The sequence below is a fragment of the Marmoricola endophyticus genome (genome assembly GCF_014644415.1).
GTDB classification, from domain to species: Bacteria; Actinomycetota; Actinomycetes; order Propionibacteriales; family Nocardioidaceae; genus Marmoricola; species Marmoricola endophyticus.
This window is the reverse complement of sequence record NZ_BMKQ01000001.1, coordinates 1-20085: the sequence shown is the minus strand read 5'-3', so window position 1 is coordinate 20085 and position 20085 is coordinate 1. Positions and strand designations below refer to the sequence as shown.

21 protein-coding genes and 1 other RNA gene are annotated in these 20085 nt (G+C 73.3%); 6 read left to right on the top strand and 16 right to left on the bottom strand.

Features of this window, described 5'->3' with window-relative positions; all coding sequences use genetic code 11:
- Positions 1–6: 6 nt before the first annotated feature.
- From IEX42_RS00110 to IEX42_RS00090, 5 genes are read right to left on the bottom strand one after another with little or no spacing between them, the layout of a single operon-like run.
- The gene (locus IEX42_RS00110) at positions 7–453 is read right to left on the bottom strand and encodes a hypothetical protein (RefSeq protein ID WP_188777095.1); all 447 of its coding nucleotides are present in this window, start codon (positions 451–453) and stop codon (positions 7–9) included.
- Positions 450–1616 carry a molybdopterin-dependent oxidoreductase gene (locus tag IEX42_RS00105; protein ID WP_188777093.1) on the bottom strand — a complete coding sequence of 389 codons (1167 nt, stop codon included), beginning with the start codon at positions 1614–1616 and terminating at the stop codon, positions 450–452. The genes IEX42_RS00110 and IEX42_RS00105 overlap by 4 nt, the downstream gene beginning before the upstream one ends.
- Positions 1616–2260 carry a methyltransferase domain-containing protein gene (locus IEX42_RS00100; protein ID WP_188777091.1) on the bottom strand — a complete coding sequence of 215 codons (645 nt, stop codon included), beginning with the start codon at positions 2258–2260 and terminating at the stop codon, positions 1616–1618. Before IEX42_RS00100 ends, IEX42_RS00105 begins: the two co-directional genes overlap by 1 nt.
- Entirely contained in the window at positions 2257–2916 is a 660-nt protein-coding gene (locus IEX42_RS00095) for a TIGR04282 family arsenosugar biosynthesis glycosyltransferase (protein ID WP_188777089.1), read from the bottom strand. Before IEX42_RS00095 ends, IEX42_RS00100 begins: the two co-directional genes overlap by 4 nt.
- A complete protein-coding gene (locus tag IEX42_RS00090) occupies positions 2913–3572 on the bottom strand; it encodes a glycosyltransferase family 2 protein (RefSeq protein WP_229660453.1) in 660 nt (219 codons plus the stop codon). The genes IEX42_RS00095 and IEX42_RS00090 overlap by 4 nt, the downstream gene beginning before the upstream one ends.
- Positions 3573–3683: 111 nt before the next feature.
- Here IEX42_RS00090 and IEX42_RS00085 point away from each other — a divergent pair, with 111 nt between their 5' ends.
- Complete coding sequence (locus tag IEX42_RS00085; protein ID WP_229660452.1) at positions 3684–5078, top strand: hypothetical protein; 1395 nt, start codon at positions 3684–3686, stop codon at positions 5076–5078.
- A gap of 53 nt (positions 5079–5131) precedes the next feature.
- Here the strand turns inward: IEX42_RS00085 and IEX42_RS00080 are convergent, their stop codons facing one another.
- Both IEX42_RS00080 and IEX42_RS00075 read right to left on the bottom strand, forming a co-directional pair.
- Positions 5132–6184, bottom strand: coding sequence for an NAD-dependent epimerase/dehydratase family protein (locus tag IEX42_RS00080; protein WP_188777085.1), 1053 nt, complete (start codon positions 6182–6184; stop codon positions 5132–5134).
- Complete coding sequence (locus IEX42_RS00075; RefSeq protein WP_188777083.1) at positions 6181–6981, bottom strand: S-methyl-5'-thioadenosine phosphorylase; 801 nt, start codon at positions 6979–6981, stop codon at positions 6181–6183. The genes IEX42_RS00080 and IEX42_RS00075 overlap by 4 nt, the downstream gene beginning before the upstream one ends.
- A gap of 38 nt (positions 6982–7019) precedes the next feature.
- On the opposite strand from IEX42_RS00075, the gene rnpB reads away from it, so the two are divergent.
- Positions 7020–7415, top strand: an RNA gene (gene rnpB, locus IEX42_RS00070) — RNase P RNA component class A.
- Positions 7416–7591: 176 nt separating this feature from the next.
- On the opposite strand, the gene IEX42_RS00065 is transcribed toward rnpB, so the two are convergent.
- From IEX42_RS00065 to IEX42_RS00055, 3 genes are read right to left on the bottom strand one after another with little or no spacing between them, the layout of a single operon-like run.
- Positions 7592–8050, bottom strand: coding sequence for a DUF3817 domain-containing protein (locus tag IEX42_RS00065; RefSeq protein ID WP_229660451.1), 459 nt, complete (start codon positions 8048–8050; stop codon positions 7592–7594).
- Positions 8047–9471 (bottom strand): RNB domain-containing ribonuclease, encoded by a 1425-nt coding sequence (locus IEX42_RS00060; protein ID WP_188777081.1) that lies wholly within the window; start codon positions 9469–9471, stop codon positions 8047–8049. The genes IEX42_RS00065 and IEX42_RS00060 overlap by 4 nt, the downstream gene beginning before the upstream one ends.
- Positions 9471–10523, bottom strand: a complete 1053-nt coding sequence (locus IEX42_RS00055) for an aldo/keto reductase (protein WP_188777079.1) — start codon at positions 10521–10523, stop codon at positions 9471–9473. Before IEX42_RS00055 ends, IEX42_RS00060 begins: the two co-directional genes overlap by 1 nt.
- Before the next feature lie 91 nt (positions 10524–10614).
- On the opposite strand from IEX42_RS00055, the gene IEX42_RS00050 reads away from it, so the two are divergent.
- Entirely contained in the window at positions 10615–11118 is a 504-nt protein-coding gene (locus IEX42_RS00050; RefSeq protein ID WP_188777077.1) for a pyridoxamine 5'-phosphate oxidase family protein, read from the top strand.
- A 24-nt stretch (positions 11119–11142) separates the two neighbouring features.
- Positions 11143–11916: a peroxide stress protein YaaA gene (yaaA, locus tag IEX42_RS00045; RefSeq protein WP_188777075.1), complete on the top strand. Its 774-nt coding sequence runs from the start codon at positions 11143–11145 to the stop codon at positions 11914–11916.
- Here yaaA and IEX42_RS00040 read toward each other — a convergent pair.
- The 6 genes from IEX42_RS00040 to IEX42_RS00015 all read right to left on the bottom strand — a co-directional run bounded on the left by IEX42_RS00040 (position 11903) and on the right by IEX42_RS00015 (position 17280).
- Entirely contained in the window at positions 11903–12466 is a 564-nt protein-coding gene (locus IEX42_RS00040) for a hypothetical protein (RefSeq protein ID WP_188777073.1), read from the bottom strand. The two genes, yaaA and IEX42_RS00040, sit on opposite strands and share 14 nt — an antisense overlap.
- Positions 12463–13086: a TetR/AcrR family transcriptional regulator gene (locus tag IEX42_RS00035; RefSeq protein WP_188777072.1), complete on the bottom strand. Its 624-nt coding sequence runs from the start codon at positions 13084–13086 to the stop codon at positions 12463–12465. Before IEX42_RS00035 ends, IEX42_RS00040 begins: the two co-directional genes overlap by 4 nt.
- A 34-nt stretch (positions 13087–13120) precedes the next feature.
- The gene (locus IEX42_RS00030) at positions 13121–13753 is read right to left on the bottom strand and encodes a histidine phosphatase family protein (RefSeq protein ID WP_188777070.1); all 633 of its coding nucleotides are present in this window, start codon (positions 13751–13753) and stop codon (positions 13121–13123) included.
- On the bottom strand, positions 13753–14547 hold the full coding sequence (locus IEX42_RS00025; protein WP_229660450.1) for a zinc ribbon domain-containing protein: 795 nt from the start codon (positions 14545–14547) through the stop codon (positions 13753–13755). The genes IEX42_RS00030 and IEX42_RS00025 overlap by 1 nt, the downstream gene beginning before the upstream one ends.
- Positions 14529–15653, bottom strand: a complete 1125-nt coding sequence (locus tag IEX42_RS00020) for a Nif3-like dinuclear metal center hexameric protein (RefSeq protein WP_188777068.1) — start codon at positions 15651–15653, stop codon at positions 14529–14531. The genes IEX42_RS00025 and IEX42_RS00020 overlap by 19 nt, the downstream gene beginning before the upstream one ends.
- 88 nt (positions 15654–15741) lie before the next feature.
- Entirely contained in the window at positions 15742–17280 is a 1539-nt protein-coding gene (locus tag IEX42_RS00015; protein ID WP_188777060.1) for an AMP-binding protein, read from the bottom strand.
- A gap of 171 nt (positions 17281–17451) precedes the next feature.
- Here IEX42_RS00015 and IEX42_RS00010 point away from each other — a divergent pair, with 171 nt between their 5' ends.
- Both IEX42_RS00010 and IEX42_RS00005 read left to right on the top strand, forming a co-directional pair.
- Positions 17452–18378 carry an AurF N-oxygenase family protein gene (locus IEX42_RS00010; RefSeq protein WP_229660449.1) on the top strand — a complete coding sequence of 309 codons (927 nt, stop codon included), beginning with the start codon at positions 17452–17454 and terminating at the stop codon, positions 18376–18378.
- A 75-nt stretch (positions 18379–18453) separates the two neighbouring features.
- Positions 18454–20085: FAD-dependent oxidoreductase (locus tag IEX42_RS00005; protein WP_188777058.1), on the top strand; the 1632-nt coding region annotated here is incomplete at its 3' end.

The following is a 20085-nucleotide window of genomic DNA, read 5'->3' as shown; positions in this document are numbered from 1 at the left end:
GGCGGCTCAGGCCTCCGGCTCGCGCTCGGTGCCCTCGGGGTCCGGTGGGCCGGAGGCCGGCGTCCGCAGCCGTCGTACGACGCCCACGGCCGTGGCGAGCACGACCAGGAGGGCGAGCACCACCCAGCCCAGCCAGTAGTTGCGGTCCAGCAGGGTCGGGTTGTCGGCCTTCGCACCGAAGCTCCCCAGCACCGGTACGGCCAGCAGCGTGACCGAGCCCAGCACCACCAGCCCTGCGACGACGGGCCCGCGTACCCGCGCGGGGACCACGGCGACGACCAGCAGGGCGACCCCGAGCAGCGCGACGCTGAGCACGAAGTCGTGCAGGATCACGCCGCCGGCCAGCCAGTAGACCGCGGCCAGCAGGTTGTCCCAACCGAGGCCGAGCAGCAGGTAGGCGCCGTACGCACCGACGAGGACGCCGACGGCCCCGATCCCGACCCGCGCCCTCACGTGCGCACCTCGAGCCGCGCGACCCACTTCGTCTGCAGCACGCCGGGCCGGTTCGGCGCGATCACCCGGCAGGGGAAGCCGTGGTCGATCGAGAGCCGCTCGCCGGAGAGGTGGGTGGCCAGGAGCGTGTTGTCGGCCGCGGCGAAGTTCCCCGGCAGGAGCGTGGTGGTGTACGGCCCGCTCGGCTGCAGCGACCGCACCACGACGTCGGCACCCTCGGGGGCGTCGACCAGCGCCATGAGGTCGCGGATCCGCGGGCCCGCCCAGGTGCCCTGCGCGCTCCACCCCTCCACGCACGCGATCGGGAGGTCGTACGTGTGCCGCCGCATCGAGGTGAGCCGGTCCAGGTCGACCTCGACCTCCCGGTCGCCGTTGGCGACGACGAGGGTGTAGTCGCCGGCCGTCGCGAGCGCGGTCACCCGCGCCGCCCGCGCCGACCGGTTGATCGGGATGCCCCCCGGCCCGTCGCCGGAGCGGACCCCGAAGACCGAGACCTTGCGCAGCAGCGGGACCGTGGCCCCGGCGGTGGAGAGCACGGCGACGGCCGCGGCGGCGTACGCCGTCCCCACCAGCCCGCGGCGTGTCATGCCGCTCGCGCGGTGCGCGGTGCCCGGTCGGTCGTTCTCCGTGGAGTCGATGTCCGCTCCGAGTGCGCCGCGGATCAGCGGCAGCTTCACCATGATGTGCACGACCAGTGCACCGATCGCCACCCAGGCCAGGGCGTAGTGGGTGAGGCGGAAGGTGAAGCTCCACGGGTACCACTGGGCCGAGTTCGCGATGCCGGTGGCGAGCATGAAGATCCCGGACGCCACCAGGACCGCGATCGACCCGCGCTCGAGCGCGTTGAGCAGAGCCGCCCGCGGCTTGCGGAGGTCGGGCAGCGCCGCGAACAGCTTCGGGTAGACCGTCCACAGCTTCACCAGCAGCAGCGGGATCGCCGCGGTGCCGCTCGCCACGTGCAGCCCCTGGGTCAGCCGGTAGCCCCAGACCGGTCGCGTCGGCGGCGGGAACCACGCGTCCGGGTTCTGTTGCCAGTGGCTGTAGAGGCCGGTGAGGAAGGCCAGCCCGAAGCAGATCCCGAGCGCCAGGCCCACCCGCGAGGCGACCGCGGGACTGCGGAGGAAGGAGGTGAAGTCCCGCTCGCTCGGCGGTCGGGGACGCACTAGGAGGCCGGCTTGGTGAGGACGGCGAACCAACGGCCGTCGTACTCCTCGGTACGCGAGAGGGTCAGGCCGACGGAGGCGCCGAGGTCACCGACCTCGTCGGCCCCGACGATGGCCCACGGGAAGGGGTCGGAGAGCAGGCCCTCGCCGGAGAGCTGGTGGGTACGGACGGTGCCGACCCGGCCCGGGGCGACGACGTCGACCACGACGCGCCCGCCGGGGGCCAGCACCTCCTCGACGCGACCCAGCAACCGTCCGGGGTCACCGCCGATGCCGATGTTGCCGTCGGCGAGCAGGATCGTGTCCCACCGGCCCTGACCGGGGATGTCGTCGAAGATGTCGCGGAGCAGTGCCTGACCGCCGCGCTCACGCGTCTGCCGGACCGCCTCGGGGACGACGTCGATGCCGAGGGCGACGTAGCCGGACTCGGTCAGCACGGAGGTCATCCGCCCCGGGCCGCACCCGACGTCGAGCGTGGCGCCCTCGCACGCGGCGATCACGGCGTGGTCCGAGGCGTCGGTGGTGTTCCAGCGCAGCACGGCGAGCGGTCGCGAGGCGGTGCCCTCGACCAGGTCGACGGCACCGCCGCGCAGGGCGGCGGCGAACAGCCGGCCCGGTGAGCAGGTGTGGACGTCCACGGTCATGGGTGCCTCGCTGGGTCGTTGAGCTCGCGCCACGCGGCGGCGAACCGGGTCTGGGGCGCGTCGTGCGCCGAGCGCTCGGCCTCGGCCACGGTGTCCACGTCGTACGAAGTGGATGTCGTGACGACGTCGATCTCACGCGCCAGAGCCTCGAGCGTACGGGCTCCGGTGTCGTCGTTCGAGGTGGGAACCTCGGAGATCAGTGCGGCGCGGGCCGGATCGGCGAGCCCGAGCACCCACCACCCGCCGTCCTCGGCGAGCCCGAGCACGGCCTCGTGGGCGGCCAGGGAGTCGCCCGCCTCGCTGAGCAGCGTCGGGTGCAGGTGCGGGGTGTCCATCCCGATCTGCAGGACCGGCCCGTCGACCAGGCCGTGCGCGTGAGCGATGCGCTCGCCGAAGGTCGCCCCCACCTGCTCCTCGACCCGCCAGGCCGTGAGCACGTCCCGCAGCTCCTCGCCGCGCTCGGCCTCGGAGAGGTCGCCGGCCATCGCGACGACACCCGCGGCGTCGGGATAGGCCTCCCGGCACAGGTCGAGGGTGTCCAGCAGCGCCGCCGCGGCGAGGTCGGCGGACGCGCGCATCCCGACGTCGGCGCCGAGGCGGGTCTTCACCTGCCCCTCGACGGGGGCCTTGGCCAGCACGAGGAGGGTCGGCGTCATCGGGGCAGCACCCTCGCGAAGTCGCGGGCCGCACGGACCGTGCCGCGCACCGACCCGGACACCTTCGACCTGGTGCCCTCGGCCCGCGGCCGGTAGGAGATGTCGCGCTCGACCAGCCGCCACCCGGCCGCCTGGGCCTTGGCCAGCAGCTCCACGGGGTAGCCGAAGCGCCGGTCCTCCACCCCGAGCGCCAGCAGCGGCTCGCGACGGCAGACCCGGACGGGCGCGATGTCGTGCAGCGACAGGCCCGTACGACGCCGCAGCCACCACAGCACCGCGGCGTTGCCGGCGCGTGCGTGCCAGGGCCACAGTCCCGCCCGGACCGGTCGGCGGCGACCGCAGACCATGTCGGCCTCGCCCGCCTCGACCAGGGCGACGAACGCAGGCAGCTCGCGGGGGTCCATGGAGCCGTCCCCGTCGAGCACCGCGACCAGGTCGGCCCCGGCCGCCTCGACGCCGGCGTGCACGGCCGCGCCGTACCCCGGCGTCGGCTCGGTGACCACCCGCGCGCCCAGCGACGCCGCCACCTCGGCGGTGCCGTCGCTGGAGCCGTTGTCGACCACGACGACGCCGTACCCCTCCGGCACGAGCGCAATCAGCGCGGGCAGCGCGGCCGCCTCGTCACGGCAGGGCAGCACGATGTCGCAGGAGGTCACCGGGACAACGTATGTCCTCGCGCGGCGCACGCCCGCATCCGCGGACACGCGGGAGCGTCGAGTGGTGACCGGCATGGAGGTGGTTCGGAGCCACCCCCTAGGTTCGATGGCATGGCGACGACTTCCCCCGCCCGTCCGTCGGCCGAGGAGTCCTCCCGCCCTCCCGTGGCGGCGGCCGCCGGTCTGGTCGTCGCGGTGCTCGTGGTGGTCGCGGCCTTCGTCGTCCCTCCGCTCCTCGGCTGGGACGTCCGCGCCCGTGTGGACCAGAACGGCGCGGCCCCGACGCACGGCTACTGGGAGGCGAAGGTCGGCATCGGGACCATCCCCGCGGTGCTGCTCGCGGTGCTCGGGGTCCGGTACGCCACCGGGCTGGCGCAGCGGCTCACGTGGCGGTGGCTGCTCCTCGCGGCGTTCGTGGCCGGGTTGGCCTGGATGCTCGCGCTGGCGTACGTCGACGGCTCGTCGGGGATGACGCGCGTGCTGGGCAACGCGTACGAGTACCTGCCCACCGCGCGCGACGTGACGAACCTCCCAGGCACCATCGACGACTTCATCCGCCGGATCCCGTACGCCGCCGGGGACAACTGGGTGACCCACATCGCCGGGCACCCGGTCGGGGCGCTGATCACCTTCGTCGTGCTGGTACGGCTCGGGCTGGGCGGTGACTACTCCGCCGCGATGGTGGTGACCCTGGCCGCGGCGACGATCGCGCCCGCCGTGCTCGTGACGCTGCGCCGGCTGGGTGCGGAGCCACTCGCCCGCCGCGCCGCGCCGTACCTCGTGCTGACGCCGGCAGCGGTCTTCATGGCGGTCTCGGCCGACGCGCTGTTCGCCGCGATCGCGGCGTGGGGCCTGGCCGCCCTGGCGTGCGCCGCGACATCCGCCCGTACCGGCCCGATGATCGGCTGGGCGGGCCTCGCCGGGCTGCTGCTGGGCTGGTGCGTGCTGCTGTCGTACGGCCTGCTCCTGCTGGGTCTGCTGGCGGTGGCGGTGCTGCTGGTCGCCCGGTCGTGGAGGCCGCTGCCGGTGGCTGTCGTGGCGGCGCTGGTGCCGGTGCTGGTGCTGGCCGCGATGGGGTTCGCGTGGTGGGACGCCTACCCGGTGCTCGTCGAGCGCTACAACGACGGCGTCGCGATGGACCGGCCGATGGCGTACTGGTGGTGGGGCAACCTCGGCGCGCTGCTGGTCAGTGCCGGCCCCCTGCTCGGCGCGGGCCTCGGACTGTGGGCGGCGCGACTCGGCGGCATGGGGAGGGCGGTCCGCGCACGGCTGCGCGAGTCCCCCGAGCGCGCCGTGCTGATCCTCGTCGGCGCCGCGGTGCTGACGATCGCGCTCGCCGACGCCTCGGGCATGAGCAAGGCCGAGGTCGAGCGGATCTGGATCCCGTTCATCCCGTGGCTGACGATCTCGCTCGCCCTGCTCCCCCGCCGGTGGGGGCGGTGGGCGCTGGGCGGCCAGGTGGTCTTCGCCCTCGCGGTCCAGCACCTTCTGTACACGAGCTGGTAGTCCCTGACGTTAGCGTCGTCGTACGGGCCTCCGGACCGCTGGAACGTCCTGGACTATCCCGCCCTGGCGCGCAGCGGGGCGTCGCGGAACGCCACGATCCCCTCGGCGGGCGCCACCTCGGCGGTGAAGCCGATCTCGGCGGTGGCTCGCTCGGGCGAGGCGACGACGTGGCGTACGTCGCCCGCGCGGAACTGCCCGGTCACCTCCGGCGCGGGGCCGTCGCCGGCGAGGATCCGGGCCACCTCGATGATCGGGATCGGCTGCCCGGAGGCCACGTTGTACGCCGCGAAGCTCTCGGCCGGTGCGCCGGCGACCGCCTCCAGCGCCTTCACGTTGGCTCGCGCGACGTCGTCGACGTGGACGAAGTCCCGCATCTGGCCGCCGTCCTCGAAGACCTTCGGCGCCTCCCCGTTCTCGAGCGAGGACCGGAAGATCGCCGCGACGCCGGAGTACGGCGTGTCCCGCGGCATCATCGGGCCGTAGACGTTGTGGTAGCGCAGCGCGATCGCGATCGCGGCCGCCGGCGCCTGGCGTACCCACGCCTTCGCGTAGTGCTCCTGCGCCAGCTTGCTCGCGGCGTAGCTGCTGCGCGGGTCCATCGGGGCGTCCTCGGGCACGAGCGCCCACGCCAGCGGCCTCCCGCACAGGTCGCAGAAGTGGTCGAAGTGACCGGCCTCCAGGTCGGGGACGCTGCGGGTGCCGGTGAGGCGGACGCCGTGCTCGGGGCACTCGTAGCGGCCCTCGCCGTACACCACCATCGACGAGGCGAGCACCAGCCGGTCGCGCCCGTGCCGGCTCATCGCGGCGAGCAGCTCCGCGGTGCCCCAGTCGTTGTGGCCGGCGTACGAGGGGAGGTCGGCGACCGTGACGCCCGCGCCCACCATCGCCGCCTGGTGGCACACCGCGTCGACGTCGTCGAGCAGGTGCTCCCAGGGGCCCGGCTCGCGCACGTCGCCGGCGACGACGCCGTCGGGCAGCTCGGACGTGGCCGAGTGTGCCTCGGGGATCAGCGCGTCCAGGCCGACCCACTCGTGGCCGGCCAGCTCCAGCTGCCGGGTGATCGCGGTGCCGATGAACCCGGCGGCACCGGTGACGAGGATCCTCATGCGGTCGGTCCGGGGACGTCGTAGGGCAGGTCCATGCCGTCCATCCAGGTCGAGCAGGTGCATCCGTCGGGGTCGGGCAGGGTGCCGATCACACGCTCCAGCATCTCCTTGAGGCGCTCGATGTTCTCGCCGAACATCGCGAACACCTCCTCCTGGTTGACGCCCTCGCCCTCCTCGAGGCCGGCGTCGAGGTCGGTGACCAGTGCCAGCGCCGAGTAGCACATGCCCAGCTCGCGGGCGAGCGGCGCCTCCGGCACCCCGGTCATGTTGACCAGCGCCCAGCCCTGGGCCGCGTACCACTGCGACTCGGCCCGGGTGGAGAAGCGCGGCCCCTCGATGACCACCATCGCCCCGCCGCCGGTGACGTCCGGCTCGGTGGCGAGGACGTGGGCGGCGGTGCGCGGGCAGTACGGGTCGGCGTACGGCACGTGCGAGGCGCCGGAGTCGACGTACGTCTGCTCGCGGCGGTACGTGCGGTCGACCAGCTGGTCGGGCAGCACCAGCGTCCCGGGCCCCAGCGCGGGCTGCAGGCTGCCCACGGCGCACGGCCCGAGCACCTGGCGCACGCCGACGGTGCGCAGCGCCCAGAGGTTCGCGCGGTAGTTGATCCGGTGCGGGGGGAACTCGTGGTGCTCGCCGTGGCGCGGGAGGAACGCGACCCGACGTCCGGCGACCTCGCCGGTCGAGACCTTCACCTCGCCGTACGGCGTGGCGACGCGGTGGTCGGTCGGGTCGGCGAGGAAGGAGTAGAACCCCGATCCTCCGATGACGGCGATGTCGGCGCGTGGATCAGGCATGCAGGCGAGTCTTCCACCTCTACACTGAGCGCTGCGGACGGGCTGGCCGGGCGACCGCGCCACCTTCGGGTGTCGAGGAAGGTCCGGACTCCACAGGGCAGGGCGGTGGGCAACACCCACCCGGGGTGACCCGCGGGACAGTGCCACAGAGAACAGACCGCCGCCGCGACCTCCGGGGAGCGGCGGTAAGGGTGAAACGGTGGTGCAAGAGACCACCAGCGCGGCGGGCGACCGTCGTGGCTAGGCAAACCCCGCCCGGAGCAAGGTCAAGAAGGGCTGACTCCGGTCAGCCTGCGTGGATCGAGCGGCCCGCTCGAGGATCCACGGGTGGACTGCAGGAGGCGGCCGGCAACGGCCGTCGTAGATGGATGGTCGCCGAACGGGGAAGGCAACGACCCCGGGAACAGGATCCGGCCTACAGGCCAGCCCGTCCGCACCCCCTGCCCGTTGAGCTGCGCCTTCTGCTGGGCCGAGTTGCGGCTTCTGCTGGGCCGAGTTGCGGCTTCTGCAGGTCGCACTGCGGTTGCGTGCGGTCTCGGGGACGACGAGCGCCTCGCGCGCCCGCAGTACTGCCGACTCACGCCTGCAGCGGGCGCACCTCGACGGGTGGTCAGGCCGACGCGCCCGGCGGGCCGACGACCAGCGCAAGGGCGGTCAGCACGGCGACCGCGACGACGAGGACGCCCACCGCAGCCAGCGGGCGCCGCAGCAGCAGCGCCTGTCCGTGCTCGAGCGGGCCGGAGGGCTGCTCGTGCAGCAGGCGCCAGCCCCCGTCGAGCCGCCGCCGACGCTCGGCGAGGACGTCGAAGAGGATCGTCACCAGCGGCGGGACCGACGACAGCAGCGCCAGCACGCCGGTCGCCGGTCGCCAGCGCTGGTTCACCCAGACGAAGACGGTGACCAGCACGTACGCCACGAAGACGATGCCGTGCAGCATCCCGAAGACGCGGACGAGCGCGTCGGTCGGGCCGGCGTACTTGACCACCATGCCGACGAGCAGCAGTGCCCAGGTGATCGCCTCGGCGACGGCGGCGGTGCGGAAGAGACGGCGCGGGGTCAGAGCAGTCACAGCGTGAGCTCCACCTTCCGGGTGGTGGGGTCGGCGGTCGTGAGGGTGGCCCGGACCTGCTCGCCCACCGGCAGCGGTCGCTCGGACGTCAGGCGCGCCTGGACGGCGGGGTCACCCAGCTGGATCTCGCCGCGGGTCGGCCTGTCCTCGTCCGCCTCGAGCACCACGCCGGCGAGCTGCTCGCCGACGCGGTCGGCCAGCACCGTGGCCTCGACGAGGTCGACGACGGCCCGCTCGTACTGTCCGGCCCTGCGGCCCGAGTCGCGCATCTCCTCGGGCAGCGCGGGCAGCGCGGTCCGTACCCAGTCGGGGACCGCCGTGCCGGCGCACAGCGCCGCACAGGTCTCCAGGGCGTACCGGTCGACCAGGCGCCGCAGCGGCGCCGTGACATGGGCGTACGGGGTGGCCAGCGCCGCGTGCTCGGTGACCTCGGGCAGGTCGCCGTCGAAGGCGGCGTACCCGGCGCCGCGGAAGAGCGTCGTGCACGCGACGGCCATCGCCGCGTCGGCCGGGCGGGTGGGGTCGAGGGTGCGTACGAAGGCCGGGTAGTCCAGGTCCGCGGGCCAGTCGACGCCCAGCGCCCGTGCCGTACGGCGCAGCTTCTCTAGCGCCTGCGGCGGGGCCGGCGGCAACGTGCGTACGACGCCGACCTTCGCCTCGAGCATCATCCGGGCGGCCGCGATGCCCGTGAGCAGCGAGATCTGCGCGTTCCAGGACTCGACCTCGGACCCCGCGCGCAGCTCCAGGCGCATCCGTCCGTCCTCGACCACGACCTCCTGCTCGGGAAGCGGCAGCGAGACCCCGCCGCGGGCGGTCTCCTGCTCGAGCCGCAACCGTCCGATCTCGCCGAGCAGCGCCATCATCGGCTCGGCCCGGCCCGCGGACACGTCGGCCTGCACGGCGTCGTAGGCGAGCTTCGCCCGCGAGCGCACCAGCGCCCGCTCGACCGACGCCTCCCCCAGCGCTCCGTCGCCGTCGAGCCGGATGGTCCACACGAACGCCGGGCAGACCTGGTCGGGCAGGAGGGAGGCGGCGCCCGCCGACAGCACGGGCGGGTGCAGCGGCACCATCCGGTCGGCGCCGTACATCGACTGCCCGCGGCGGTGCGCCTCGAGGTCCACCGGGTCGCCCGGCGCGACGAAGGCGGCGACGTCGGCGATGGCGTAGTGGACGAGGTACCCCGACCCGTCGCGTACGAGGTGCATCGCCTGGTCCAGGTCGGTCGAGGACGCCGGGTCGATGGTGACGAACGGGAGGTCCGTCAGGTCGGTCGTCGGCAGCCGCGGCTCGGCGGCGGCCGCCCGCGCGGCCGCCTCGACGTCGGCGGGGAACTCTTCATGCAGGTCCAGCTCCGCCTGGATCGAGGTGATCGACTCCTCCAGCCCGGCGGCCTCGGCACCGCGGAGGACCCGGACCGGCATCAGGCGGTGCGGCGGCGTCGCAGGAACGGGTCGGCGAGCGCGTCGGGGACGTAGCCGGCGTCGCCCGACGAGACGTTGCGTCCCGGCGGGACGATCTCGTCGATCCGGTCCAGCGTCTGCGTCGAGAGGCGTACGTCCGCCGCGCCCAGCTGGGAGGTGAGCTGGTCCATCGTGCGCGGCCCGATGATCGGTGCGGTGACGGCCGGGTGCTGCAGCACGAAGGCAAGCGCGAGGTCGATCAGGCTGATGTCCAGCTCCTCGGCCAGCAGCGCGAGCTGCTCGACGGCGTCCAGCTTGGCCTGGTTCTCGGGGTCGGAGAGGTCGAAGCGGCCGCCCATCATCTGTGCGCGGTGCGTCTGCGGGACGTCCTGCCCCTTGCGGAACCGGCCGGTCAGCCAGCCGCCCGCCAGCGGGCTCCACGGGAGGACACCCATGTGGTACTTCTCCGCGACCGGGAGCACGTCGGCCTCGATGCCCCTGGTCAGCAGGGAGTACGGCGGCTGCTCGGTGACGAACCGGCCGAGGCCGCGCTTCTCGGAGATCCACTGCCCCTCGACGATCCGGTACGCCGGGAACGTCGAGGACCCGAACGCGCGGATCTTGCCCTGCCGCTGCAGGTCGGTCAGCGCCGCGATGGTCTCGTCGTCGTCGGTGCCGGTGTCGGGGCGGTGCACCTGGTACAGGTCGATCCAGTCGGTCTGCAGACGCCGCAGGCTGTTCTCGACCTCCTGGACGACCCAGCGACGGGAGTTGCCGCGCTTGTTGGGGTCGCCGCCCGGCTCGCCCATGCCCACGTCCATCGGGCCGTGGAACTTGGTGGCCAGCACGACGTCGTCGCGCCGGCCCTTCAGCGCCTTGCCGACGATCTCCTCGGACTCCCCGCGCGAGTAGATGTCGGCGGTGTCGACGAAGTTGATCCCCGCGTCGAGCGCGGCGTGGATGATGCGTACGGACTCGTCGTGGTCGGGCTCGCCCCAGGCGCCGAACATCATCGCGCCGAGGCACAGCTCGCTGACCTGCATTCCGGTGTGGCCGAGGTTTCTGAACTCCATACCCTCGAACCTAGCCCGCGTCGGGCAACGACCCGCGAGCGCGGACGCCCAGGTCTCCACCACTGTCGGAGCCGGCACCTAGCGTGCCTGTATGGCACTTCCGACGACCGACCGACCGACGATGCCGGACGGGTATGGCATCCCCTCCGGAGCTCGTGGTCTGCTGACCTGGGACCAGGTCGAGGCAGAGCTGGTGAGCAGCACGCACTACTGGCTGGCGAGCGTGCGGCCGGACGGTCGTCCGCACGTCGTCCCGCGCTGGGGCGTGTGGCTCGAGGGCGCCTTCTGGTACGACGGAGCGCCGACCACACGCCACGCCGTGAACGCCGAGGCCAACCCGGAGGTGGCGCTGCACCTGGAGAGCGGTGTTCGTGCGGTCGTCGTCGAGGGACGGAGCCGACGCACGCGAGCCGACCCAGCAGGCCTCGGCGTACGTCTGGCCGAGGCGTTCTCCAAGTACCACGACCTGGGCTACCAGCCCGGGCCGGAATCCTGGTCGGGCAGTGACGGCGGCGGTCTGCGGGTGATCCGACCGAGACGAGCACTGTGCTGGTTCGACTTCCCGACCGACTGCACCCGCTTCCGGTTCGTCTGATCGCCCCGCCCTAACCTGTCCGGCGTGCTGATCCTGCTGCCGCCCTCGGAGGGCAAGAACGCACCGCGACGGGGCGCCCGGCTGGACCCGGCATCCTGGCCCGACGACCTGTCCGCTCCACGCCGTCAGGTGCTCGACAGCCTGGTCGAGGTCTGCCGCACGGACCCCGAGGACGCGGTGCGCGCGCTCAAGCTGTCGGCAGGCCTCGCCGGAGAGGTGCAGCGCAACGCCGAGGTGTACGACGCGCCGACCGCGCGCGCCGACCACGTCTACGCGGGCGTCCTGTACGACGCCCTCGACCTGGCGTCGCTGGACGAGGCCGCGCGACGGCGTGCGACCCGGTGGCTGGCCGTCACGTCCTCGGTCTTCGGGCTCCTGCGCCCGGCGGAGCGGATCCCGGCGTACCGCCTCTCCGGCGACGTCACCCTCCCCGGCCTCGGCAGCGTCGCCGGCCACTGGCGTACCCACCTCGGCCCGGTCGTCGAGCGGATGGTCGGCGACGGCCTGCTGGTCGACATGCGCTCGGGGACCTACCAGGCGTTCTGGCGGCCGGGGCCCGAGCTCGCGCCCCGTACCGCGACCGTGCGGGTGCTCCACGAGGCCGGTGGGAAGCGCTCGGTGGTCAGCCACTTCAACAAGGCGACGAAGGGCAGGATCGTGCGCGCGATGCTGGTCGACGGCACCGCGCCCCGCACCCCCGCTGCCCTCGCCGAGCACCTGACCCGGCTGGGCTGGCGCGTCGAGGTGGCGCCGGAGAAGTCCGGCACGCGACTCGACGTGGTCGTCACCGAGGTGTGAGCGCGTCGGCCCGGCCACGGCCGGCGAACGCCGGCCCGGCCAGGAACCAGATCGCGGTCACCACGGCCATCAGTGTGAGCGAGCCCCAGTACGGGTCCTTCGATGCCGCGTCGAGACCGTCCGGGACGCCGACCCCGCGCACGGCGATCATGCCGAGCACCAGCACGGCGGCGATCGCCACCGCGCCGACCACCCGGAACCACTCGACCCACAGCGCGCGCACCGCGTCGCGCGAGCCCTTGGCCGGCTTGACCGGCGCCGGCCCGCCGGCGAACCGGTGCCGGAAGCGCACGTCCGCCCAGGCCACCATCGAGTGCCCGAACATCACCGTGACGCCGAGGTAGATCGCGGCCAGGGCGTGGCCCTGCGAGGGCGGCGCGCCGGCGGCGATGTCGATCACGACGAACGCCAGCAGCAGCACGTCGACCAGAGGCACGCACAGCAGCAGCACGCGGCTGAGGCCGGGGCGACGCAGGACGTAACGGCTCAGCAGCCCGGCACCGAGGACGACCCAGAAGGCGACCTCGGCGGCGGCGATGGCGACGATCACGACGAGCTCCTCTGCTCCGACGAGACGGTGGGGTCGGACAGCGACGAGAGGTGGTCCCGCAGGGCCTCGCGGGCCCGGTCGGCGGTGAGCAGCCGTGGCGCGAGGACGAGCTCGAACGCGAGCCCGTCGACCAGGGCGCACAGTGCCGTCGTGGCGACGTCGAGGTCGACGTCGTCGCGGACCTCGCCGGCCTCGTCGAGCCAGTCCAGCGCCGCGCGGCACACTCGCCGGATCCCCGCGAAGCTCTCGTCGGCGAGGTCGGTCAGCGCGGGGTCGAAGCGCGACTGGGTGGCGAGCTGCAGGTGGGCCGACGCTTCGGCGTGGCTGGCCTCGGTCAGTGGGAGGAGCTCGACGAGCACCGCGGTGGAGCGCCGGACCGGGTCCTCCTCCTGTGCCGCCTCCGCCACCCGGACCCGCACCGCGTCGATCAGCTCGCGCATCGCGAAGGCGATCAGCTCGCTCTGGGTGCCGAAGAAGTGGCGGACCGACCCGGCCGACAGCCCGCTCTCGGCGGCCACTGCCCGCACCGAGGCGGCCGCGAGCCCGTCTCGGCGTACGAGCCGCCACACCGCCTCGGCGAGCTCACGACGCCGGGCGTCGCCATTGATGCGTCGAACCACGTCCTCAAAGTAGCACAGCCGTACTAGTCTGAGGTCAGGTCCGGTTGAAGGCCCGCAGCGACGGCTCGGGGTAGTAGGCGATTTCGCTGACCGCGGCCGGCGCCAGCTCCATCCGGTAGACCGCCTCCAGCGGCGCGCCCACCGCGTCCGCGACGAGGATCTTGATGGGGGTCACGTGGGAGACGGCGACCACCGTCCTCCCGGCGTACGACGCCAGCAGCCGGTCCCGTGCCGCGAGCACGCGGTGCTGCACCACGCGGAAGGACTCCCCCGTGCCGCCCGCGGGCTCGTCCAACGACCCCAGCCAGGCGTCGAGCTGCTCGGGGTGACCCGCACGGACCTCACCGAACGTCAGCCCCTCCCAGCCGCCGAAGTCGGTCTCGGCCAGGCCGGGCTCCTCGACCGCGTCCAGGCCCAGCCGCTCGGAGAGGATCGCGGCGGACTCGACGGTGCGGCGCACCGGGGAGGTGACGAGGGCGTCGACGGACCCGTCGAGCAGGGTCGCCGCCGAGGCCACCTGCGCCCGCCCCTCGTCGGTCAACCCCGGGTTCACGCCGCTCAGCCCTCCGGAGAACCGCTTGTCCGCGGTGTGCGCGGTGACGCCGTGCCGGACGAGGACCAGCCTGGTCGGCTCGGCGCCGACCCCCCAGCCACGAGAGGGTGGCATCAGATCGGGCTCGGCAGGCCCGACTCGGCGGTGCGGACGAGGATCCGGCCGCACTCCTCGCAGCGGACGACGTCGTCCTCGGGTGCCTTGACGATGGCGGCGAGGTCGGCCTGGTTGAGCGTGAGCCGGCACCCGCCGCACTCCTTGCGCCGCAGCAGCGCCGCTCCGGTGCCGCCCTTGGAGGCGCGCAGCTTCTCGTACAGCGCGAGCAGGTCGGCCGGTACGTCGGGCACCACCTGCTCCCGCTCGCCGGCCACCCCGCGCAGCTCGCCCTCGAGCGCGGTGCTCTTCTCCTGGCGCGCCGCTGCGGCCGACCCGGCCCGGTCCTTGGCCGCGTCCAGGTGCCGCCTCACGTCGTCGAGCTTGCCCTGCGTCTCCTCGAGCCGCTCCATCACCTCCAGCTCCTCGTCCTCGAGGGTGGCGATGCGCCGCTGCAGCGACTCCAGCTCGCCGGTCATCCGCTCGAGGTCCTTGGGGTTGGTGACCTGCCCGGCATCCATCCGACCCTGATCGCGCTCGCGACGCGCCTTGACCTGCTCGACGTCGCGGTCGGCGCGCTTCTGCTCCGCAGTCAGGTCGTCCACGGCGATCGCGAGGTCGCGCTGGGCGTCGAACAGCGTGCGGTACTCGGCCTCCGCCTCGGCCTGCTCCGCGATCTCGGGCAGGGTGCGCAGCCGGTGGCTCAGCGTGTCGGCGCGGGTGTCGAGCTCCTGCAGGTCGAGCAGGCGGAGCTGGGCGGCGGGATCGGCTTTCAGGGGATGCTCCTCTGGTGGTCTCAGACCCGGAAGGTCCACGGGTCGCTGGGGGTCGTACTGACCGAGACCGCCACGCTATCGCCCAGCGCGACGGCGAGCTTGTCGCGGAGCACCGGCAGCCAGGTCCACTCGGCCGCCCAGTGGGCGACGTCGACGAGTGCGGGCGCGTCCTCGTGCTCGCCGTGCTCACTGGCCGGGTGGTGGCGCAGGTCCGAGGTGAGGTAGACGTCGGCCCCCCGTGCCCGCGCCGTGTCCAGCAGGAAGTCCCCCGCTCCGCCGCACAGCGCGACCCGGCGTACCTCCCGGTCCGGGTCGCCGGCGACCCGGACCCCGTGCGCGGTGGTCGGGAGTGCCCGGTCGACCCGCTCGGCGAAGGCCCGCAGCGACTCCGCCTGCGGCAGCGTCCCGATCCGGCCCGACCCGCGGTCGGGCTCGTCGTCGGGCTGCAGCCGGACGACGTCGTACGCCGGCTCCTCGTACGGGTGCGCCTCCCGCATCGCGCGCACCACCGCGTCGGTCAGCGCAGGCGGGCAGACGACCTCGACGCGCACCTCGTCGACCACCTCGGCACGACCGACCTCGCCCACGGCCGGCGACGCGCCGTCCAGCGGCCGGAACCGTCCCTCACCGGACGAGGACCAGGACGCGTCGGCGTAGTCGCCGATCCGTCCCGCTCCCGCCGCGGCCAGCGCCTGCCGGACGGCTTCCGCGTGGGTCGCCGGGACGAAGGCCACGACCTTGTCCACGGGGTCGGTCACGTCCGGCTGCAGCGGCTCGATCCCGGTCAGCCCGAGGGCGAGCGCGAGGGACTCCGACACACCGTCGGCCGGGGAGTCGGCGTTGGTGTGGGCGGCCAGCAGCCCGCACCCAGCCGTCAGCAGCCGGTGCACGACCTTCCCCTTCGGCGTCGTCGCCGCCACGGAGTGCGTCCCGCGCAGGAAGAGCGGGTGGTGGGTGATCACCAGGTCGGCGCCGCTCGCCACCGCCTCGTCGGCGACCGCGAGGACCGGGTCGACGGCGAGCAGCACCCGTCGTACGTCGGCCTCCGGGTCGCCGCAGACCAGCCCGACGGCGTCCCAGTCCTCGGCCCAGCGGGCGGGGTACCAGCCCTCCATCCGCTCCAGCACGTCACGCAGCGCCACCATGGGCGGCAACCTACCCAGCCCTCGCCCGACCGGGTCTCGACAGGCTCGACCTCCGGTGGTCGCCGCCAGCGTCGAGCCATTCGGGCACCTAGTTGACCTGGCGCTCGCGGCCCTCCCAGTACGGCGCGCGCAGCTTGAACTTCTGCAGCTTGCCGGTGGCGGTCCGGTCGAGGACGTCGCGGAACTCGACGCTGGAGGGCGCCTTGTAGCGGGCCACCTTCGACTTCACGTGGTCGATCAGCTCCTGCTCGGTCAGGTCGGACCCCTCGGCCTTGACCACGAGCGCCTTGATGGTCTCGCCCCACTTCTCGTCGGGGACGCCGATGACGGCGACCTCGGCGACGTCCGGGTGGGAGAAGATCGCGTCCTCGACCTCGATCGAGGAGACGTTCTCGCCGCCGGTGATGATGACGTCCTTCTTGCGGTCGGCGATGGTGAGGTAGCCGTCGTCGCCCACGGTGCCGCCGTCGCCGGTGTGGAACCACCCGTCGCGCAGCGAGGCCTCGGTCTCCTCGGGCTGCTCCCAGTAGCCGGTCAGGCAGGTGTTGGAGCGGGCCAGCACCTCGCCCTCCTCGCCGATCGAGATGGTGCACCCGAGTGCGGGCTGCCCGGCGCGGGTGAGCTTGCCGGCGCGCTCCTCGGCCGAGAGGTCGTCCCACTCGGCGCGGGTGCGGTTGACGGTCAGCAGCGGCGAGGTCTCGGTGAGGCCGTAGATCTGGATGAACTCCCAGCCCAGCTCCTCCTCGACCCGTGCCACGGTCTTGGTCGGCGGCGGCGCTCCCGCCACGATGATCCGCACCCGGGCGGCGCCGGGGATCGAGCCGTGCTTCTCGCGCCACTCGGGGGCGGCGTCGAGAACGGAGGCGACCACGGCCGGAGCGGCGCACATGACGGTGACGCCGTACTCCTCGATCCGGCGCAGGATCTCGGTGCCGTCGACCTTGCGGAGCACGATGTGCTGGGCGCCGACGCCGGTGGCCACGAACGGCCAGCCCCAGCCGTTGGCGTGGAACATCGGCAGGGTGTGGAGGTAGACGTCGCGGTCGCTCGCCTGGGTGTGCAGCCCGAAGGTGGTCGCGTTCGTCCAGATGTTGCGGTGGGTGATCTGGACGCCCTTGGGGCGCGCCGTCGTGCCGGAGGTGTAGTTGATCGTCGCGGTCGCCTCCTCGTCGGGCTCCCAGGCCCTCGGCTCGGCGTCGAAGTCGTACAGGTCGTCGTCCTCGCCGAGCACGAAGACGTGCTCCGCCGGCAGGTCGCTCAGGGCGTCCTTCAGCTCGGGGTCGACGTAGACCACCGAGGAGCCCGAGTGCTCGACGATGTAGCGCACCTCGTCGACCGAGAGCCGGAAGTTGACCGGCACCAGCACCCGCCCGTAGCCGCAGACGCCGAAGAAGGCGGTCAGCAGCCGCGCCGAGTTGTGTGAGACGAACGCGACCCGGTCGCCGACACCCAGTCCCAGCGCGTCGTGCTTGGCGGCCATCGCGCGGGCGTGCCGGCCGACGTCGGTGTACGTCAGGTCACCGAGGCCGGGAGCGGGCTGGTCCGGCTCGTCGACCACCCCGATCCGCTCGCCGTAGACGGCGAGGGCACGGTGCAGGAAGTCGTTGACGCTGAACGGCACGATCACGGGTGGCCTCCGGATGACGCAGAGCGAGTGTGACGCCAGCCACTGTAGAGCGCGCTGCCGACATCGGGCGTGACGAGGACCTCGTTGACCTGAGCGGGTGTCCGCGACATCGTGTCTAAGACACCGAGTCACACGTACTCGGTGGTCGTCGAGAGACCCGAGGAGATCGCCGTGACTGTCACCGCCGACCGCACCGCCTCCGCCAGCACCGCCGCTGACACCGACGCCGAGAAGAGCGTCGCCGAACGCCTGCTGGACTCCAGCCGCCAGCTGTCCTACGACCCCCAGACCGAGGTCGACTGGGACGCGCCGCTGGACACCAGCTTCCACGGCACCAGCCCCGAGTGGTCGACGCTGTACGGCACCGCCTACTGGGACGAGCTCACCGAGGCCCAGCGCACCGAGCTGACCCGCCAGGAGTCCGCGTGCGTCGCCAGCACCGGCATCTGGTTCGAGCTGATCCTGCAGCAGATGATGCTGCGCGACATCTACGCGATGGACCGCACCTCCGCCGAGTTCCAGTGGGCGCTGACGGAGATCGCCGACGAGTGCCGGCACTCGATCATGTTCGCTCGCGGGTCGGAGCGGCTGGGCGCTCCGGCGTACCTCCCCAAGCGCCTCACGATGGAGCTCGGCCGCTTCTTCAAGACCGTCGCGCAGGGGGAGGCGGCGTACGCCGCGATCCTCGTCGCCGAGGAGGTGCTCGACGTCATGCAGCGCGACTGGATGCGCGACGAGCGCGTCGTCCCGATGGTGCGCACCATCAACAACATCCACGTGGTCGAGGAGTCACGGCACATGAAGTTCGCCCGCGACGAGACGATCGAGCGGATGCGGGGCATCGGCGCGCTGCGCCGCCACTACAGCGCGATCTCCGTCGCCTCGGCGGCGTACTTCATCGTGACCAGCATGGTCTCCGACGAGGTGTACGAGGTCGCCGGCCTCGACGTCGCCCGGGCCAAGCGCGAGGCCAAGGCCAACGCGCACCACCACTCGATGATGCGCTCGAGCTGCCGAGGCCTGATGGAGTTCCTGGAGAGCGCCGGCCTGCTGACGAGGCCCGCCGCGGCGATCTACCGTCGAGCACACCTGCTCTGAGTCCTACGGTGAGGCCGGGACCCCGCGACCGGGTCCCGGCCTTTCCTCTGCCCGAGAGAACCGAGAGACACCGTCGTGGCCTTCGTCATCCTCCAGAACTGCTGCAAGGACGCCTCGTGCGTCGCGGCGTGCCCGGTCAACTGCATCCACCCGGTCCCGGGTGAGGACGGCGACTACGACACCGCCCCCATGCTGTACGTCGACCCGCGCGTCTGCATCGACTGCGGCGCCTGCGCCGACGCGTGCCCGGTCGACGCGGTCGTGCCCGCGGACACGCTGAGCGGGCCGGAGCTGGCGTACGCCGAGATCAACGCCGAGCACTACGCGGGGACGCCGCTCGAGGCCTCCGGTCTCCGGCCGGACCGGCCGACCTTCCGCGACTGGGGCCGGCCGAGCTTCGACTGGTCGCTGCCCAGCGACTTCGCTCCGCTGCACGTGGCCGTGGTCGGGACCGGACCGGCGGGGATGTACGCCGCCGAGCACCTGCTGCTGCACACCGCCTCCCGGGTCACGCTGATCGACCGGCTGCCGGTCGCCGGCGGCCTGGTGCGCTACGGCGTCGCGCCGGACCACCCCGGCACCAAGCGGATCGGCGACACCTTCGCCCGGCTCTACTCCCATCCCCGGGTACGGATGCTCCTCGGCGTCGAGGTCGGCACCGACGTGTCCTTCGCCGAGATCGGCGAGCACGTCGACGCGGTGGTCGTGGCCACGGGCGCCTCCGAGGGGCGTCGGCTCGGGGTGCCCGGCGAGGACCTCGGCGGCAGCCTGAGCGGGCCGGAGTTCGTCGGGTGGTACAACGGCCACCCGGACGTCCCTGCCGATGCCGTACGCCTGGACCGCGAGCGTGCGGTGCTGGTCGGCACCGGCAACGTCGCCCTCGACATCGCCCGCATCCTCTCGGTCGACCCGGAGGTCCTGGCCGGGACGGACCTGGCCGACCACGCCCTGGCCGCGCGCCTCGAGAGTGCGGTGCGCGAGGTCGTGGTGCTCTCCCGGCGCGGGCCGGAGCACGCGGCGTACACCGCCCCGGAGCTGCGGGCGCTCTCCCACCTCGCGGGGGTCGAGCTGGTCGTCGACGACCACGACGGCGCGGCCGGTGCGACCATCGACGCCGCGGCGCCCGGAGACCACGCCGCACTGCTGCAGGGTGTCCCCCGTCGTACGGTCGACGTGTCCGGCGCCCCGGCTCCAGGTCGCCGGATCGTGCTGCGCTTCGGGGCCGAGGTCGCCGAGGCCGTCGGGTCGGCGGGGCCGGACGGGGCGGCACGTGTCGAGGAGGTCGTGCTGCGCGACGGCACCCGCGTCCCCGCCGGGCTGCTGGTGACCTCGATCGGCTACCGCGGGCGGCCGATCCAGGGGCTGCCGTACGACGACGAGCGCGGCACGGTGCCGAACGAGCACGGTCGTGTCGACGGCGCCGCTGCGACGTACGTCGTCGGGTGGGCCAAGCGTGGCTCCTCGGGCGGCATCGGTGACAACCGCACCGACGCGGCGGCCACGGTCCGCACGCTGCTCGACGACGCGGTGGCCGGACGCCTCGGCCCGCGCAAGCGCAGCACCCGCGCTCTCGGCCGGGCGGTGCGCCGCGCCCGCCCCGACGTGCTCGACGCGAAGGACCTCGCCCGCATCGAGCGCACGGAGCGCGCGGCAGGCACCGCGCAGGGGCGCCCCCGGGTCAAGCTCACGACGACCGCCGACCTGCGC